Raw genomic sequence first — 17215 nt, 5'->3', positions numbered from 1 at the left:
CAGTTTAAACTGCGCCTTTGCGACGCTATTTGTCGCATTGCCGTAAACCCGCGTAAAACCGGGGTTGGCGCTATAAGAAGTTGTCGCTTGGCGACAAGGCTGGGCAGAAAACTGTCCTTACAATCCCCCCATCGCTCGCCAGTTTCAGGCAGGCGTTCCTCTTCAGGAGACTCCGATGTCCGTTGAGCAAGCTCCGGTGCAACGCGCCGATTTCGATCAGGTCATGGTTCCCAACTATGCTCCTGCGGCTTTCATTCCTGTGCGTGGCGCGGGCTCCCGAGTCTGGGATCAGTCGGGCCGAGAGCTGATCGACTTTGCCGGCGGGATCGCGGTCAACGTACTGGGCCACGCCCATCCGGCGCTGGTCGCGGCGCTGACCGAGCAGGCCAACAAGCTGTGGCACGTATCCAACGTCTTCACCAACGAGCCGGCCCTGCGCCTGGCCCACAAACTGGTCGACGCCACCTTTGCCGAGCGTGCGTTCTTCTGCAACTCCGGGGCCGAGGCCAACGAGGCCGCCTTCAAGCTGGCCCGTCGTGTCGCTTTCGACCGTTTCGGCGCGGAAAAATACGAAATCATCGCGGCCCTCAACAGCTTCCACGGTCGCACCCTGTTCACCGTGAACGTCGGCGGCCAGTCGAAGTACTCCGATGGCTTCGGTCCTAAAATCACCGGTATCACCCACGTTCCCTACAACGATCTGGCGGCATTGAAAGCGGCGATTTCGGACAAGACCTGCGCGGTGGTACTGGAGCCGATCCAGGGCGAAGGTGGTGTATTGCCGGCCGAGCAGGCTTACCTGCAAGGCGCCCGCGAGCTGTGCGACGCGCACAACGCGCTGCTGGTGTTCGACGAAGTGCAGACCGGCATGGGCCGCAGCGGCGAGCTGTTCGCCTATATGCACTACGGCGTGACCCCGGACATCCTGACCAGCGCCAAGAGCCTGGGCGGCGGTTTCCCGATCGCCGCGATGCTGACCACCGAGGCGCTGGCCAAGCACCTGGTGGTTGGTACCCACGGCACCACCTACGGCGGCAACCCGCTGGCATGCGCGGTGGCCGGCGCGGTGATCGACGTGATCAACACGCCCGAAGTGCTGAACGGCGTGAAGGCCAAGCACGATCGCTTCAAGACCCGCCTGCTGCAGATCGGCGAGAAGTACGGCCTGTTCACCGAAGTGCGTGGCCTGGGCCTGCTGCTCGGTTGCGTGCTCAGCGATGCCTGGAAAGGCAAGGCCAAGGACGTGTTCAACGCCGCTGAAAAAGAAAACCTGATGATCCTCCAGGCCGGCCCGGACGTGGTGCGTTTCGCCCCGAGCCTGGTGGTCGAGGAAGCGGACATCGAAGAAGGCCTGCAGCGCTTCGAGCGCGCGGTCGCCAAGCTGACCCAGGCCTGATTCGGGCCGCGGTACTTCTCGGCGCTTGTCTGCAGGGCCAGCGTCGAGCCCAATTTTCGGTGCCGGGCTGTCCCGGCATTTTTTTCCCTGAGTCGGCCTTCTGGCCGGCCTGTTTCGAGTAAGGAGTGACACCATGCTGGTGATGCGCCCCGCGCAAATGGCTGATCTGGGCGAGGTACAGCGTCTGGCTGCGGACAGCCCGATTGGTGTCACTTCCTTGCCGGATGACGTGGAACGCCTGAGCGACAAGATCGCCGCAAGCGAGGCTTCGTTCGCCGCCGAGGTGAGCTTCAATGGCGAGGAAAGCTACTTCTTCGTCCTCGAAGACACCGAAACCGGCAAGCTGGTCGGTTGCTCGGCCATCGTCGCCTCGGCCGGTTATTCCGAGCCGTTCTACAGCTTCCGTAACGAGACCTTCGTGCACGCCTCCCGCGAGCTGAAGATCCACAACAAGATCCACGTGCTTTCCCAGTGCCACGACCTGACCGGGAACAGCCTGCTGACCAGCTTCTATGTGGTCCCGGAGCTGGTGGGCTCGCCGTGGTCGGAACTCAATTCCCGTGGTCGCCTGCTGTTCGTCGCCAGCCACCCGGAGCGTTTCGCCGATTCGGTGGTGACCGAGATCGTTGGCTACAGCGATGAGAATGGCGACTCGCCGTTCTGGGACGCCATCGGCCGCAACTTCTTCGATCTCAACTACGCCGCCGCCGAGCGTCTGTGCGGGCTGAAAAGCCGCACCTTCCTCGCCGAGCTGATGCCGCATTACCCGATCTATTTGCCGCTGCTGCCGGATGCCGCGCAGGAAGCCATGGGCCAGGTGCATCCGCGGGCGCAGATCACCTTCGACATCCTGATGCGCGAAGGCTTCGAGACCGACCATTACATTGACATCTTCGACGGTGGCCCGACCCTGCACGCCCGGGTCTCGGGGATCCGCTCGATCGCCCAGAGCCGCGTGGTGCCGGTGAAGATCGGCGAGGTCGCCAAGGGCGGCGGACGCCAGTACCTGGTCGCCAATGCGCAGTTGCAGGATTACCGCGCGGTGATGCTGGAGCTGGATTACGCGCCGGGCAAGCCGGTGACCCTGGATCTGCAGGCGGCCGAAGCCCTGGGCGTCGGCGAGGGTGCCAGCGTGCGCCTGGTGGCGGTTTAACGGCTGCGGCAAATGCCGGAAGAATCCTGGAAAGCAGCGAGTTTCGCGGGGGCCGTCAGCGGCGCCCGTCTGAGGAGATAGCATGATCGTTCGTCCCGTACGCAGCAGCGACTTACCCGCTCTGATCGACCTGGCCCGCAGCACCGGCACCGGCCTTACCACCTTGCCGGCCAACGAAGAGCGCCTGAAACACCGCGTGGGCTGGGCGGAAAAGACCTTCCGTGGCGAAGCCGAGCGGGGCGATGCGGATTACCTGTTCGTGCTCGAGGACGACAACGGCCGCGTGGTGGGGATTTCCGCGATCGCCGGCGCCGTTGGCCTGCGCGAGCCCTGGTACAACTTCCGGGTCGGCCTGACCGTCAGCGCTTCCCAGGAGCTGAACATCTACCGCGAGATTCCGACGCTGTTCCTGGCCAACGACCTGACCGGCAATTCCGAGCTGTGCTCGCTGTTCCTGCATGCCGATTACCGCACTGGCCTCAACGGCCGCATGCTGGCCAAGGCACGCATGCTGTTCATCGCCGAATTCCCGCAGCTGTTCGGCAACAAGATCATCGCCGAGATGCGCGGCATGTCCGATGAAGCCGGGCGCTCGCCATTCTGGGAAAGCCTGGGCCGGCACTTCTTCAAGATGGAATTCAGCCAGGCCGACTACCTGACCGGCGTCGGTAACAAGGCGTTCATCGCCGAACTGATGCCGAAGTTCCCGCTGTACACCTGCTTCCTCTCCGAGGGCGCGCGCAACGTGATCGGCAAGGTGCACACCGATACCGAGCCAGCGCTGGCTATGCTCAAGAGCGAGGGCTTCAGCTACCAGGGTTACGTCGACATCTTCGACGCCGGCCCGGCGGTGGAGTGCGAAACCGCCAAGATCCGCGCGGTGCGCGATAGCCAGGCGCTGGTGTTGGCCATCGGCACGCCGGGCGACGACGCCACGCCTTTCCTGATTCACAACCGCAAGCGCGAGGACTGCCGGATCACCGCGGCACCCGCGCGCTTTGCGTCGGGCACCCTGGTGGTTGATGCGCTGACCGCCAAACGCCTGCAACTCAATGCGGGCGATCAGGTCCGTGCCGTTGCGCTGTCTGCTTCCCGGGAGTCGAAATAATGAGCACGCTGTACATCGCAGGCCAATGGCTGCCAGGCCAGGGCGAAGCCTTTGAATCCTTGAATCCGGTGACCCAGCAGGTGCTGTGGTCGGGCAACGGCGCCACCGTCGCCCAGGTTGAAAGTGCGGTGCAGGCCGCGCGCCAGGCATTCCCGGCCTGGGCCAAGCGTTCGCTGGACGAGCGGATCGCGGTGCTGGAAGCCTTTGCCGTCAGCCTGAAAAGCCATGCCGACGAACTGGCGCGCTGCATCGGCGAGGAAACCGGCAAGCCGCTGTGGGAAGCCGCTACCGAAGTGACCAGCATGGTCAACAAGATCGCGATTTCGGTGCAGAGCTACCGTGAACGTACCGGCGAGAAGAGCGGCCCGCTGGGCGACGCCACCGCGGTATTGCGCCACAAGCCTCACGGTGTGGTGGCGGTGTTCGGTCCTTACAACTTCCCAGGCCATCTGCCTAACGGGCATATCGTTCCTGCGCTGCTGGCGGGTAACAGCGTGCTGTTCAAGCCCAGCGAGCTGACCCCGAAAGTCGCCGAGCTGACCGTCAAGTGCTGGATCGAAGCCGGCCTGCCGGCGGGCGTTCTGAACCTGCTGCAAGGCGCGCGGGAAACCGGTATCGCCCTGGCTGCCAACCCGGGGATCGACGGTCTGTTCTTCACCGGTTCCAGTCGCACCGGCAATCACCTGCACCAGCAGTTCGCCGGCCGCCCGGACAAGATCCTCGCGCTGGAGATGGGTGGTAACAATCCGCTGGTGGTGGACCAGGTCGCGGACCTGGACGCGGCGGTCTACACCATCATCCAGTCGGCCTTCATTTCCGCTGGCCAGCGTTGCACCTGCGCGCGCCGCCTGCTGGTGCCGCAAGGCGCCTGGGGCGACCAGTTGCTGGAGCGCCTGGTGGCGGTCAGCTCGACCATCGAGGTCGGTGCCTTCGACCAGCAGCCGGCACCGTTCATGGGCTCGGTGATTTCCCTTGGCGCGGCCCGCGCGCTGATGCAGGCCCAGGAAAACCTGCTGGCCAATGGCGCCGTGGCGCTGCTGGAAATGACCCAGCCGCAGGCCCAGGCCGCGCTGCTGACCCCGGGCATTCTCGACGTGACCGCCGTGGCCGAGCGCCCGGACGAAGAACTGTTCGGCCCCTTGCTGCAAGTGATTCGCTACGCCGATTTCGCAGCGGCGATCGCCGAGGCCAACGACACCCAATACGGCCTGGCAGCGGGCCTGCTGTCGGATTCCGAGGCGCGTTACCAGCAGTTCTGGCTGGAAAGCCGGGCCGGTATCGTCAACTGGAACAAGCAGCTGACCGGTGCCGCGAGCAGCGCGCCGTTCGGCGGTGTGGGTGCCTCGGGCAACCATCGCGCCAGCGCCTATTACGCGGCGGATTACTGCGCCTACCCGGTGGCGTCGCTGGAAACCGCGAGCCTGACCTTGCCGAGCGCGCTGACGCCGGGTGTACGCCTGGGGTGATGGGTTGCGCCGCAGATTGCAGGAAGGTCCCGCGGACCTTATCGCAGCCTGCGAAGCGGCTACAGAGAGCGGCGGGGCGTCGGTGGTTATGGTCACCCTGTAGCCGCGCCGCAGGCTGCGATCGTCCCGCGAAGCGGGCGCCGACGGCCTCAAGACATGTACTGATACCGATGCCTATAACAACAGATTCTCGTGGAGCCTCGCTGATGAAATCCTATGAAGTCAATTTCGACGGTCTAGTGGGGCCTACCCATAACTACGGCGGCCTGTCCTACGGCAACGTCGCGTCCCAGAGCAACAGCCAGCAGTCTTCCAACCCCAGGGAAGCCGCGCTGCAGGGCCTGGCGAAAATGAAAGCGCTGATGGAAATGGGGTTCCAGCAAGGCGTGCTGGCGCCACAGGAACGCCCGGACGTGGCCGCCCTGCGGCGGCTGGGTTTTGCCGGCAGCGATGCACAGGTCATCGAGCGCGCCGCCAAGGATGCGATGCCGCTGCTGGTCGCCAGTTGCTCGGCGTCGAGCATGTGGGTGGCCAACGCCGCCACGGTCAGCCCGAGCGCCGACACCCGCGACGGTCGCGTGCATTTCACCGCCGCCAACCTGAACTGCAAATACCATCGCAGCATCGAGCACCCGACCACCAGTCGCGTGCTGGGGGCGATGTTCGCCGACCAGAAACACTTCGCCCATCACGCGGCGTTGCCGGCGGTGGCGCAGTTCGGCGATGAGGGCGCGGCCAACCACACCCGTTTCTGCCGTGACTACGGCCAGGCCGGTGTCGAGTTTTTCGTCTTCGGGCGCAGCGCCTTCGATACCCGCTACCCGGCACCGCAGAAGTACCCGGCGCGCCAGACCCTGGAAGCTTCGCAGGCCGTCGCCCGCCTGCACGGCCTGAGCGACGACGGAGTGGTGTATGCCCAGCAGAACCCGTCGGTGATCGACCAGGGCGTGTTCCATAACGACGTGATCGCGGTGGGTAACGGCGAAGTGCTGTTCTACCATGAGGACGCATTCCTCGAGACCGACAAGATGCTCGCCGAGCTGCAGGCCAAGCTGGGCAAGTGTGGCGGCAACTTCCAGTCGATCTGCGTGCCGCGCTCGCAGGTCACGGTGGAAGACGCGGTGCGTTCCTACCTGTTCAACAGCCAGCTGCTGTCCCGCGCCGATGGCTCGATGCTGCTGATCGTGCCGGAAGAGTGCCGCGGCAACGAGCGTGTCTGGCAGTACCTGCAAAGCCTGACCAGCTCCGGCGGCCTGATCCGCGAAGTGAAAGTCTTCGACCTCAAGCAGAGCATGCAGAACGGCGGTGGGCCGGCGTGCCTGCGGCTACGGGTCGCGCTCAATCAAACCGAGCTGGCGGCGGTCAACCCGGGGGTTATCATGACCGCGTCGTTGTACGACACGCTGACCCAATGGGTTGACAAGCACTACCGCGACCGCCTCAGCGAAAACGATCTGGCGGACCCGCAATTGCTGCTTGAGTGCCGGACGGCACTGGATGAACTGACGCAAATCCTTAAACTGGGCGCGGTTTATCCATTCCAGATCAATTAAAAGCCCGCGCCTGCTTCTGCTGATCCAGGCGCGCCGCTTTATCTCCAGATGAGAGCGTAATAAATGAGCGATACCCTGCAGCTGATCCTTGAAGACACCGACGGCACTCAACTGGAAACTTCCTGCACCCGCGTCGCCGTGATGTGGCAAGGCAAGGAACTGTGGATCCAGCAGGACGGCCGCGGCCAGCTGCTGATCGGCGTGGACGTCGAGGAAGGCGACGAGGAATACGCCAACCTGCTGCTGCGCCCATTGGCGACTAATCTGGTAAGTCTGCAACTGGAAATGGAACCGGCCGACGCGGGTGACGATGATCACGTGCACGGCCCTGACTGCCAGCACGACCATTAAGGAATAACGTTCTATGCTCGCCCTCGGCAAACTGCTTGAACTGACCCTCGCCGGTCGTGAACCGGCGGAGAAGACTCAACTGACTGTCGACGGCGTGCGGATGCGCTGGCTGAGCGAAGGTGCGCTGGAAGTCCGGCCACCCCAGGCGCGCGACAATGGCATGGATGTGCTGTTGTCGGCCGGCATCCACGGTAACGAGACGGCACCGATCGAATTGCTCGACCGTCTGTTGCACGACATCGCCCGCGGCGACCTCAAGCCGTGCGCACGCATTCTGTTCCTGTTCGGCAATCCCGAGGCCATGCGCCGCGGCGAGCGTTTCATCGAGCAGGACATCAACCGGCTGTTCAATGGCCGTCACGAACAAAGCAGTGGCAACGAAGCTCTGCGCGCCTGCGAGCTGGAGCGCCTGGCGGCGAGCTTTTTCAGCCTGCCGGAGCGTACCCGCCTGCACTACGACCTGCACACGGCGATCCGCGGTTCGAAGATCGAACAGTTCGCCCTGTATCCGTGGAAAGAAGGTCGCCAGCACTCGCGCCGGGAACTGGCGCGCCTGCGGGCCGCGGGCATGCAGGCGGTGCTGCTGCAGAACAAACCGTCCATCGTGTTCAGCTCCTATACCTACGACAAGCTGGACGCCGAGTCTTTCACTCTGGAGTTGGGCAAGGCCCGGCCGTTCGGGCAGAACCAGGGGGTGAATGTCGAGCGTCTGGAAACCCGCCTCAAGCAGATCATCGAAGGCCGCGAACCGCCCATGGCGGAGGAGAAGCTGGATGGTTTGCAGCTGTTCAGCGTCGCTCGGGAAATCATCAAGCACAGCGATACCTTCCACCTGCATCTGCCGGCGGATATCGAAAACTTCTCTGAACTGGAAGTGGGTTACCTGCTGGCCGACGACATCGCCCAGACCCGCTGGATAGTCGAGGAGGAGGGCGCGCGGATCATTTTCCCCAACCCCAAGGTGAAGAACGGCCTGCGTGCCGGGATCCTGATCGTGCCGACCACGGCTGACGGCCTGGCCTGACCTGTAGCCGCTGCCGAAGGCTGCGATCGACCGCGTAGCGGGCGCCGCTTTTCAGGTTAATTAGAAGGCCCTGCGGGCCTTATCGCAGCCTGCGACAGCGGCCACAAAAAAACATCGCGAGTCAGCTCGATCCCTGTAGGAACGAACTGGCTCGCGATTTTGCTTTCAGCGTCTGACGCTTACACCGCTACCCGCTGCTCAGGACGACGCAGGGCGCGAGTCTTGTGCAGGGTGTCGGCGCAGGTCTTCGCGGCTTCCTGGCCCTTGTGTACGAAATGCTCGAAGAAGAACTTCTGATGTTCTTCGCCGGCGTGGAAGTGGTGCGGGGTCAAGACCACCGAGAACACCGGCACTTCGGTTTCCAGCTGGACCTGCATCAGGCCACTGATCACCGACTGGGCGACGAACTCATGACGGTAGATACCGCCGTCCACCACCAGGCCCGCGGCAACGATGCCGGCATAACGACCGGACTTGGCCAGCAGCTTGGCGTGCAGTGGAATTTCAAAGGCGCCGCCGACTTCGAAGAAGTCGATATCACTTTCCTGATAACCCTGGGCAAGCATTTCGCTGACGAACCCTTTGCGGCTCTGGTCGACGATTTCCTTGTGCCAGCAGGCCTGGATAAACGCCACGCGTTCGCCGTGATGCTGTTTGCTTTTGCTATCGATTGCGGTGGGTTGCATTGGTTCTGACTCCTGTTTGTGTGAAAAACAGGGCGTTATGAATCGAAAGGGATTTAAGGGTACGTACAGGCCAGGCGCACGAGCAGCCATGCGCAGGTCTGTGGACGGCCCTTTGGCGCCAATCCCGTTCTCTCTTCATCCGGACTATGACCGTCGGCCCCGGGATCACACCGGGTCTGCTGACCTTGCCGTCATTGGCCGCCGAAGCGGTGCCTGTCGCCAAGCGCTCGCGGGCTATGCGCATTGCGCGCAATTACCGCCGGTGGGGAATTACACCCCGCCCTGAGAACGTTGCCACCGGACTTGCGGCGGCGGTGAGTTTGTAACACATATTTTTCAGCGGTGCATTGCGGCGTTTGGATGATAAACATCGGTTTTTCATGCCCATCGCTGGGCTTTTCCCGGGCGGGCCTTGATAAATCGCGGTTGTGCCCGTAGTAATTCAGTTCGAAAGAATTCCCCTATCCGCAGCGACGTTCGCGTCCCCTTGCCGAGGCCTGATTCATGAGCGTTATCGATCTTCGTAGTGACACCGTTACCCAACCCACGGCAGGCATGCTGGAAGCTATGGCCACGGCGGCCACGGGCGATGATGTCTACGGCGAAGATCCGACGGTCAACCGCCTGGAAGCTGAACTGGCGCAGCGCCTGGGGTTCGCCGAGGCGCTGTTCGTGCCGACCGGCACCATGAGCAACCTGCTGGGCTTGATGGCCCATTGTGGGCGTGGCGACGAATACATCGTCGGCCAGCAGGCGCATACCTATAAGTACGAGGGCGGCGGCGCGGCGGTGCTGGGCTCGATCCAGCCCCAGCCGCTGGAAGTCCAGGCCGATGGTTCGCTGGACCTGGCCCAGGTCGCCGCGGCGATCAAGCCGGACGATTTCCACTTTGCCCGTACCCGCCTGCTGGCGCTGGAAAACACCATGCAGGGCAAGGTGCTGCCATTGAGCTATCTGGCGCAGGCCCGGGCCTTCACCCGTGAGCATGGCCTGGCCCTGCACCTGGACGGCGCGCGGCTGTACAACGCGGCGGTCAAGCTGGGTGTCGATGCGCGGGAGATTACCCAGCACTTCGATTCGGTTTCGGTGTGCCTGTCCAAGGGCCTGGGCGCGCCGGTGGGCTCGGTGCTGTGCGGTTCGGCGCAGCTGATCGGCAAGGCCAGGCGCCTGCGCAAGATGGTCGGCGGTGGCATGCGCCAGGCCGGAATCCTGGCCGCGGCGGGCCTGTACGCCCTCGATCATCACGTAGCGCGCCTGGCCGATGACCACGCCAATGCCCAACTGCTGGCCGAGGGGCTGCGTGAAGCGGGCTATGACGTCGAGCCGGTGCAGACCAACATGGTCTATGTCGCGATGGGCGACAGGGCAGAAGCGCTCAAGGCCTTCGCCGGCGAACGCGGGATCAGGTTGAGCGCCGCGTCGCGGCTGCGGATGGTCACCCATATGGACGTCAGTCGTGCACAAATCGAGCAGGTCGTCGGGACTTTTATCGATTTTTCCCGCAACTGACAGTGTTAGCCGTCCAATTGACCGTCTCTATCGTATAAACACGCTGTACCCCAAGCTCAGGGCCGATATAATGCGGCCCTTTGCCGTCGTTTCGTCTGATGACGTTTCGCACAGGCCTTTGGCCGCAGTCTCCGTGGAAGAACCTAATGAAAAGCGCAGAAATCCGTGAAGCCTTCCTTCGCTTCTTCGAAGAGCAAGGCCACACCCGTGTAGCCTCCAGCTCTTTGATTCCGGGCAACGACCCAACCCTGCTGTTCACCAACGCGGGGATGAACCAGTTCAAGGACTGCTTCCTGGGCCAGGAAAAGCGCGCCTATACCCGCGCCGTAAGCAGCCAGAAATGCGTACGCGCCGGCGGCAAGCACAACGACCTGGAAAACGTCGGTTACACCGCCCGTCACCACACTTTCTTCGAAATGCTGGGCAACTTCAGTTTCGGCGATTACTTCAAGCGTGACGCCATCACCTTCGCCTGGACATTCCTGACCTCCGACAAGTGGCTGAACCTGCCGAAAGAAAAGCTCTGGGTCACCGTCTACGCCAGCGATGACGAGGCCTATGACATCTGGACCAAGGAAGTCGGGGTTCCAGCCGAGCGCATGGTCCGTATCGGCGACAACAAGGGCGCGCCATACGCCTCCGACAACTTCTGGACCATGGGCGATACCGGCCCGTGCGGTCCTTGCACCGAGATTTTCTACGATCACGGCGCCGACATCTGGGGCGGCCCACCGGGCTCGCCGGAAGAGGATGGCGACCGTTACATCGAGATCTGGAACAACGTATTCATGCAGTTCAACCGCACCGCCGATGGCGTGTTGCATCCGTTGCCAGCGCCGTCGGTGGACACCGGCATGGGCCTGGAGCGGATCAGTGCGGTCCTGCAGCACGTTCACTCGAACTATGAAATCGACCTGTTCCAGAGCCTGCTGAACGCGGCGGCCAAGGCCATCGGTTGCACCAACGACGCCCAGGCGTCTTTGAAAGTCGTGGCCGACCACATCCGTTCCTGCGGCTTCCTGATTGCCGACGGCGTGTTGCCTTCCAACGAAGGCCGCGGTTATGTCCTGCGTCGCATCATTCGCCGCGCTTGCCGTCACGGCAACAAGCTGGGCGCCAAGGGCAGCTTCTTCTATCAGATCGTGGCTGCCCTGGTTGCCGAAATGGGCGAAGCCTTCCCGGAACTGAAATCCCAGCAGGCACACATCGAGCGCGTGCTGAAAGCCGAAGAAGAGCAGTTCGCCAAGACCCTGGAGCAGGGCCTGAAGATCCTCGAGCAGGACCTGGCCGAACTCAAAGGCACGGTGGTACCGGGCGACGTGGTGTTCAAGCTGTATGACACCTACGGTTTCCCGATGGACCTGACTGGTGACATCGCCCGTGAGCGCGAACTGACCCTCGACGAGGAAGGTTTCGAGCGCGAGATGGAAGCCCAGCGCGTACGTGCCCGTTCCGCCAGCTCCTTTGGCATGGACTACAACAGCCTGGTCAAGGTCGATGTGGCCACAGAATTCACCGGTTATCACGCCACCAGTGGTTCGGCCAAGGTGGTTGCTCTTTATAAGGAAGGGCAATCGGTCGACGTGCTGAGCGAAGGCGAAGAGGGCGTGGTCGTTCTCGACCAGACGCCTTTCTACGCCGAGTCGGGCGGTCAGATCGGCGACTGCGGTTACCTGCAAGCGGGTAACGCACGTTTCGACGTGCGTGATACCACCAAGACCGGCGGGGCTTTCCTGCACCACGGCGTCTTGGCCAGCGGCAGCCTGACCGTTGGTGCACCGGTGCAAACCCAGGTCGATGCCGAAGTGCGTCACGCTACTTCCCTGAACCACTCGGCCACCCACTTGCTGCACGCCGCTCTGCGCCAGGTACTGGGCGAGCATGTACAGCAGAAGGGTTCGCTGGTCGACAGTCAGCGCCTGCGTTTCGACTTCAGCCATTTCGAAGCGATCAAGCCTGAGCAGATCAAGGCCCTGGAAGACATCGTCAACGCCGAGATTCGCAAGAACACCGCGGTGGAAACCGAAGAAACCGATATCGACACCGCCAAGCAGAAGGGCGCCATGGCGCTGTTCGGCGAGAAGTACGGCGACAGCGTGCGTGTCCTGAGCATGGGCGGCGATTTCTCCGTCGAACTGTGTGGCGGTATCCACGCCAACCGTACCGGCGATATCGGCCTGCTGAAAATCATCAGCGAAGGCGGCGTGGCCTCTGGCGTACGGCGTATCGAAGCAGTCACCGGTGCCGCGGCACTGGCGTACCTGAACGCTGCGGAAGAGCAACTCAAGGAAGCGGCGACCCTGGTCAAGGGCAGCCGTGACAACCTGATCGACAAGCTGTCGGCCGTGCTGGAGCGCAACCGCCTGCTGGAGAAACAACTCGAGCAGTTGCAGGCCAAGGCGGCCAGTGCCGCTGGCGACGACCTGTTGGCGCAGGCGCTGGATGTCAAAGGCGCGAAAGTGCTGGCGGCGCGCCTGGACGGCCAGGACGGCAAGGCGCTGCTGGCGCTGGTCGATCAGTTGAAAAACAAACTCGGTCGCGCAGTGATCCTGCTCGGCAGTGTCCATGAGGAAAAGGTCGTACTGGTTGCGGGCGTAACCAAGGACCTGACTGGCCAACTCAAAGCCGGTGATTTGATGAAGCAAGCCGCTGCGGCAGTGGGCGGGAAGGGCGGTGGTCGTCCGGACATGGCGCAGGGCGGTGGTGTCGATGCCGCTGCGCTGGATGCCGCGCTGGCCCTGACCGTTCCGTTTGTCGAGCAGGGGATTTAAGGTTCCAAGCCGAGCCCGTCGTCTAGTGGCGGGCTTTGGAGCTGCGCAGTTTGATTGATTAATGGGCGCCCCTTTACGGGCTGAGGCGGCTTAGAAATGGCTTTGATCGTACAGAAATTTGGAGGCACCTCGGTCGGTTCCGTCGAAAGAATCGAGCAGGTCGCCGACAAGGTGAAAAAATTCCGCGAAGCCGGTGACGACCTGGTGGTTGTGCTGTCGGCCATGAGCGGCGAAACCAACCGTCTGATCGACCTTGCCAAGCAAATCAGCGGCGACGGTCAGCCGGTTCCTCGCGAGCTGGATGTGATCGTTTCCACCGGTGAGCAGGTGACGATCGCACTGCTGGCCATGGCGCTGATCAAACGCGGCGTGCCGGCAGTCTCCTATACCGGCAACCAGGTGCGGATTCTGACCGATAGCGCGCACAATAAAGCGCGCATTTTGCAGATCGACGATCAGAAAATTCGCGGTGACCTGAAGGCTGGTCGCGTGGTTGTGGTCGCAGGTTTCCAGGGCGTCGACGAGCACGGCAACATCACTACCCTCGGTCGTGGCGGTTCCGACACCACCGGCGTGGCACTGGCGGCAGCCCTGAAGGCTGACGAATGCCAGATCTACACCGATGTCGACGGCGTCTACACCACCGATCCGCGCGTGGTGTCCGTGGCCCAGCGCCTGGACAAGATCACCTTCGAAGAAATGCTGGAAATGGCCAGCCTGGGTTCCAAGGTGCTGCAGATCCGCGCGGTCGAGTTCGCCGGCAAGTACAACGTTCCGCTGCGCGTACTGCACAGCTTCAAGGAGGGTCCGGGTACCCTCATTACTATTGATGAAGAGGAATCCATGGAACAGCCGATCATTTCCGGCATCGCTTTTAACCGCGATGAAGCCAAGCTGACCATCCGTGGCGTGCCAGACACTCCCGGCGTGGCCTTCAAGATTCTCGGCCCGATCAGTGCCGCGAATATTGAAGTCGACATGATCGTGCAGAACGTTTCGCACGATAACACCACCGACTTCACCTTCACCGTGCACCGCAACGATTACCTGGCAGCCCAGCAAGTGCTGGAAAACACTGCCCGCGAGATCGGTGCCCGGGAAGTGGTAGGCGATACCAAGATCGCCAAGGTCTCGATCGTTGGCGTCGGCATGCGTTCCCACGCGGGTGTTGCCAGCCGCATGTTCGAAGCACTGGCCAAGGAAAGCATCAACATCCAGATGATCTCGACCTCGGAAATCAAGGTTTCCGTGGTGATCGAAGAGAAGTACCTGGAACTGGCTGTGCGCGCTCTGCACACGGCTTTCGAACTGGACGCTCCGGCCCGACAGGGCGAGTGATGCGTTGCCCGGAGGGCGCGGTTTACCGCGCCCTTTGTTTTTTTGATCGGCGTGACAGAAAACTGTTCTTTTGCTCGCGCTAGTCAATACTTAGGCGTGTAGGGCTACGGCCGTCCTGGTTGTAGGTCGATACCCTTTTTTTTGCAGACTGTTGTCCCTGAAATGAAATGCGTGAGGAGAAAGGTATGCTGATTCTGACTCGTCGGTGCGCAGAAAGCCTGATTATTGGTGATGGCGAAATCACCGTGACCGTGCTTGGCGTCAAAGGAAATCAAGTGCGTATCGGTGTCAACGCCCCTAAAGAGGTAGCGGTGCACCGGGAAGAAATTTACCTGCGGATAAAGAAAGAGAAGGACGAAGAACCAAGCCATTAATTTTTATCGTTTTTTTTGTTTGCAAACGGGGAGAAAGCTGGTTAATATACGCCCCGTGTTGCGGAGAGCTGGCCGAGTGGCCGAAGGCGCTCCCCTGCTAAGGGAGTACACCTCAAAAGGGTGTCGGGGGTTCGAATCCCCCGTTCTCCGCCATTATTTGCTTAGTTCGTTGTAATCTGGCTTCTTCTGTAAGTTGTTGAAATTACTAGAAAAAGTGCTTTACAAAAAGATTTAACGGCCTATAATGCGCGGCAACAAATGCACTCGTAGCTCAGCTGGATAGAGTACTCGGCTACGAACCGAGCGGTCACAGGTTCGAATCCTGTCGAGTGCACCATTTAAGAGTTGTTCGCAGTAATGTGAATAACTTGGCTTCAGCCAGTTGTGGTCTGGTCTAAAAACACAAATTGCACTCGTAGCTCAGCTGGATAGAGTACTCGGCTACGAACCGAGCGGTCACAGGTTCGAATCCTGTCGAGTGCACCATATACCAAGAAGCCCGCATTTATTGCGGGCTTTTTGCTTTCTGCCGTTTGGGTTTTCTCCCTTCTTTATTGGTTCCTCTGTTTGAACGTCGCGATCATTCTGGCGTCGTATTCAGCGTGTGCCTGTCCTTTTGATGTGGCCTTTCGAAAACTCCCGGCAATTGTGAATCGATAGCGGGAGCGAGTTCCGGGCGCAGTTTTTTCGTCTGGGGTGTGTTTTCTTTTTCGGATGGTGCGTCGCAGCTTTATAGATTCAGCGCTTCTTCAGCTTTGCGCCGCAAGCGCTTGTTCTTGCCATGATTTTTTAACGTTTAAAGCCGTCAAGCGGTGTATGATTGCGCCCGTCAGCCCCGCCGGGGCTTGTGGAATACCTCCATGGACTTACCCAGTAGTTACTCAGTATCCCGTTTTTACAATCATGAATTGACTGATTGATCCTTCCGGCGTGCTCCTCTGCTGGGAGTGGAGTTCGCCTATGACCGAAGTAGAAGTAAAGAAAACACAAGACAGCCTGCAGGATCGCCTCGCTCAAGTCGTTGAGCTGCTGCAGCGCCAGCGGGTGGTCGAAGACCTGACTCATCGTCAGGAAGGTCATCATCAGGATCGGGTCGAGAACCTGGTCCACCGGCAAAACCTTGTCGAGCTGCAACGCAAGCTCGACGATCTGCACTCTGCCGACGTTGCCTATATCCTTGAAGCCTTGCCGCTCGACGAGCGTCTGACTGTCTGGCAGTTGGTCAAGGCCGAGCGTGACGGCGACATCCTGCTCGAAGTATCCGATTCCGTACGTGAAACCCTGATCGCCGACATGGACGATCATGAGCTCCTGGCTGCTGCCAAGGAGATGGACGCCGACGAACTTGCTGACCTGGCTCCCGAGCTGCCGCGAGACGTTGTCCATGAGCTGATGGAAGCGTTGGACGGCCAGCAGCGCGAGCGCGTTCGCTCCGCCTTGTCGTATGACGAGGAGCAGGTCGGTGCGTTGATGGACTTCGAGATGGTGACCATCCGTGAGGATGTCAGCCTTGAAGTGGTTCTGCGTTATCTGCGTCGCCTCAAAGAGTTGCCAGGCCATACCGACAAACTGTTCGTCGTCGACTATGACGGCGTGCTCAAGGGTGTGCTGCCCATCAAGCGGTTGCTGGTGAATGATCCGGAGAAACAGGTTTCGGAAGTCATGGCCAGCGACCCGGTAAGTTTCCATCCGGACGAAGATGCCTACGACGCTGCGCAGGCATTCGAGCGCTACGACTTGATCTCGGCGCCGGTGGTCGACAAGAACGGCAAATTGATCGGCCGTCTGACCATCGACGAAATGGTCGACCTGATTCGTGAGGAGAGCGAGACCGAAGTCCTCAACATGGCCGGTCTGCGTGAAGAAGAAGATATTTTTGCCTCGGTCTGGCGTTCCCTGCGCAACCGTTGGGCCTGGCTGGCAATCAACCTGATCACCGCATTTGTCGCTTCGCGAGTGATCGGTCTGTTTGAAGGCTCCATCGAAAAGCTGGTGGCCCTGGCGGCCCTGATGCCGATCGTGGCGGGTATTGGCGGCAACTCGGGTAACCAGACCATCACCATGATCGTTCGCGCCATGGCGCTGGATCAGGTCAGCACCGGCAATACCTCGCGTCTGATGCGCAAGGAACTGGCGGTGGCCTTGATCAACGGCCTGGTCTGGGGCGGAGTCATCGGCGTGGTGGCTTACCTGCTCTACGGCAGTTGGTCGTTGGGTGTAGTGATGACGGCGGCCATGACGCTCAACCTGTTGCTGGCGGCGCTGATGGGGGTTCTGATTCCGATGACGCTGGCACGCCTGGGGCGCGACCCAGCCATGGGAGCCAGCGTCATGATCACGGCCATGACCGACAGTGGCGGCTTCTTTATCTTCCTTGGGCTGGCCACCATCTTCCTGCTTTGATCCCGCATACAGCCCCTCTAATGGGGCTGTATCGTTTTCTCCATCCCCTTGCCAGCCAGGCTTCTGTGTTTGTAGCGTTCGAG

The 17215-nt window shown here is 61.3% G+C and carries 13 protein-coding genes, 3 tRNA genes and 1 riboswitch; of the genes, 15 read left to right on the top strand and 1 reads right to left on the bottom strand.

What is annotated here, in order from left to right; genetic code table 11:
* The first annotated feature begins 175 nt into the window (after positions 1 to 175).
* The 7 genes from BM019_RS01855 to astE all read left to right on the top strand — a co-directional run bounded on the left by BM019_RS01855 (position 176) and on the right by astE (position 8051).
* Positions 176 to 1396, top strand: a complete 1221-nt coding sequence (locus BM019_RS01855) for an aspartate aminotransferase family protein (RefSeq protein ID WP_007921549.1) — start codon at positions 176 to 178, stop codon at positions 1394 to 1396.
* 133 nt (positions 1397 to 1529) lie between these two features.
* Complete coding sequence (gene aruF, locus BM019_RS01850; RefSeq protein WP_092417470.1) at positions 1530 to 2549, top strand: arginine/ornithine succinyltransferase subunit alpha; 1020 nt, start codon at positions 1530 to 1532, stop codon at positions 2547 to 2549.
* Between the two features lie 82 nt (positions 2550 to 2631).
* A complete protein-coding gene (gene astA, locus BM019_RS01845) occupies positions 2632 to 3657 on the top strand; it encodes an arginine N-succinyltransferase (protein ID WP_007921553.1) in 1026 nt (341 codons plus the stop codon).
* Positions 3654 to 5123, top strand: a complete 1470-nt coding sequence (astD, locus tag BM019_RS01840) for a succinylglutamate-semialdehyde dehydrogenase (RefSeq protein ID WP_175510582.1) — start codon at positions 3654 to 3656, stop codon at positions 5121 to 5123. Before astA ends, astD begins: the two co-directional genes overlap by 4 nt.
* Positions 5124 to 5329: 206 nt before the next feature.
* A complete protein-coding gene (gene astB, locus BM019_RS01835) occupies positions 5330 to 6676 on the top strand; it encodes an N-succinylarginine dihydrolase (protein WP_092417468.1) in 1347 nt (448 codons plus the stop codon).
* A gap of 63 nt (positions 6677 to 6739) precedes the next feature.
* Positions 6740 to 7027, top strand: a complete 288-nt coding sequence (locus BM019_RS01830; RefSeq protein ID WP_007921560.1) for a hypothetical protein — start codon at positions 6740 to 6742, stop codon at positions 7025 to 7027.
* Positions 7028 to 7040: 13 nt separating this feature from the next.
* Positions 7041 to 8051, top strand: coding sequence for a succinylglutamate desuccinylase (gene astE / locus BM019_RS01825; RefSeq protein WP_007921561.1), 1011 nt, complete (start codon positions 7041 to 7043; stop codon positions 8049 to 8051).
* A gap of 179 nt (positions 8052 to 8230) precedes the next feature.
* Here astE and BM019_RS01820 read toward each other — a convergent pair whose 3' ends face one another.
* Positions 8231 to 8737, bottom strand: coding sequence for a 6,7-dimethyl-8-ribityllumazine synthase (locus BM019_RS01820; RefSeq protein WP_007921563.1), 507 nt, complete (start codon positions 8735 to 8737; stop codon positions 8231 to 8233).
* Between the two features lie 122 nt (positions 8738 to 8859).
* Positions 8860 to 9031: riboswitch (FMN riboswitch) on the bottom strand.
* Between the two features lie 210 nt (positions 9032 to 9241).
* On the opposite strand from BM019_RS01820, the gene ltaE reads away from it, so the two are divergent.
* The 8 genes from ltaE (at position 9242) to mgtE (ending at position 17132) form a co-directional block, all read left to right on the top strand.
* On the top strand, positions 9242 to 10246 hold the full coding sequence (gene ltaE / locus BM019_RS01815) for a low-specificity L-threonine aldolase (RefSeq protein WP_092417467.1): 1005 nt from the start codon (positions 9242 to 9244) through the stop codon (positions 10244 to 10246).
* 146 nt (positions 10247 to 10392) lie between these two features.
* Positions 10393 to 13017, top strand: coding sequence for an alanine--tRNA ligase (alaS, locus tag BM019_RS01810; RefSeq protein WP_009045155.1), 2625 nt, complete (start codon positions 10393 to 10395; stop codon positions 13015 to 13017).
* Between the two features lie 96 nt (positions 13018 to 13113).
* The gene (locus BM019_RS01805) at positions 13114 to 14355 is read left to right on the top strand and encodes an aspartate kinase (RefSeq protein WP_007921569.1); all 1242 of its coding nucleotides are present in this window, start codon (positions 13114 to 13116) and stop codon (positions 14353 to 14355) included.
* A 185-nt stretch (positions 14356 to 14540) separates the two neighbouring features.
* Positions 14541 to 14729 (top strand): carbon storage regulator CsrA, encoded by a 189-nt coding sequence (csrA, locus tag BM019_RS01800; protein ID WP_002554426.1) that lies wholly within the window; start codon positions 14541 to 14543, stop codon positions 14727 to 14729.
* A 62-nt stretch (positions 14730 to 14791) separates the two neighbouring features.
* A tRNA-Ser gene (locus tag BM019_RS01795) sits at positions 14792 to 14882 on the top strand.
* Positions 14883 to 14989: 107 nt separating this feature from the next.
* Positions 14990 to 15066: transfer RNA gene (locus tag BM019_RS01790), tRNA-Arg, on the top strand.
* A 72-nt stretch (positions 15067 to 15138) separates the two neighbouring features.
* A tRNA-Arg gene (locus BM019_RS01785) sits at positions 15139 to 15215 on the top strand.
* Positions 15216 to 15689: 474 nt separating this feature from the next.
* Entirely contained in the window at positions 15690 to 17132 is a 1443-nt protein-coding gene (mgtE, locus tag BM019_RS01780; protein WP_007921578.1) for a magnesium transporter, read from the top strand.
* Positions 17133 to 17215: the final 83 nt, after the last annotated feature.

The organism is Pseudomonas sp. NFPP07, from assembly GCF_900115645.1.
GTDB lineage: Bacteria > Pseudomonadota > Gammaproteobacteria > Pseudomonadales > Pseudomonadaceae > Aquipseudomonas > Aquipseudomonas chlororaphis.
This window is presented reverse-complemented; position numbering and strand designations above follow the sequence as displayed.

Bases quoted from the DNA above. Each gene is read 5' to 3' on its own strand.
- astB (WP_092417468.1), top strand. From the start codon at position 5,330: ATGAAATCCTATGAAGTCAATTTCGACGGTCTAGTGGGGCCTACCCAT.
- BM019_RS01820 (WP_007921563.1), bottom strand. From the start codon at position 8,737: ATGCAACCCACCGCAATCGATAGCAAAAGCAAACAGCATCACGGCGAA.
- mgtE (WP_007921578.1), top strand. From the start codon at position 15,690: ATGACCGAAGTAGAAGTAAAGAAAACACAAGACAGCCTGCAGGATCGC.
- astA (WP_007921553.1), top strand. From the start codon at position 2,632: ATGATCGTTCGTCCCGTACGCAGCAGCGACTTACCCGCTCTGATCGAC.
- BM019_RS01805 (WP_007921569.1), top strand. From the start codon at position 13,114: ATGGCTTTGATCGTACAGAAATTTGGAGGCACCTCGGTCGGTTCCGTC.
- aruF (WP_092417470.1), top strand. From the start codon at position 1,530: ATGCTGGTGATGCGCCCCGCGCAAATGGCTGATCTGGGCGAGGTACAG.
- BM019_RS01830 (WP_007921560.1), top strand. From the start codon at position 6,740: ATGAGCGATACCCTGCAGCTGATCCTTGAAGACACCGACGGCACTCAA.
- BM019_RS01855 (WP_007921549.1), top strand. From the start codon at position 176: ATGTCCGTTGAGCAAGCTCCGGTGCAACGCGCCGATTTCGATCAGGTC.
- astE (WP_007921561.1), top strand. From the start codon at position 7,041: ATGCTCGCCCTCGGCAAACTGCTTGAACTGACCCTCGCCGGTCGTGAA.
- csrA (WP_002554426.1), top strand. From the start codon at position 14,541: ATGCTGATTCTGACTCGTCGGTGCGCAGAAAGCCTGATTATTGGTGAT.
- alaS (WP_009045155.1), top strand. From the start codon at position 10,393: ATGAAAAGCGCAGAAATCCGTGAAGCCTTCCTTCGCTTCTTCGAAGAG.
- ltaE (WP_092417467.1), top strand. From the start codon at position 9,242: ATGAGCGTTATCGATCTTCGTAGTGACACCGTTACCCAACCCACGGCA.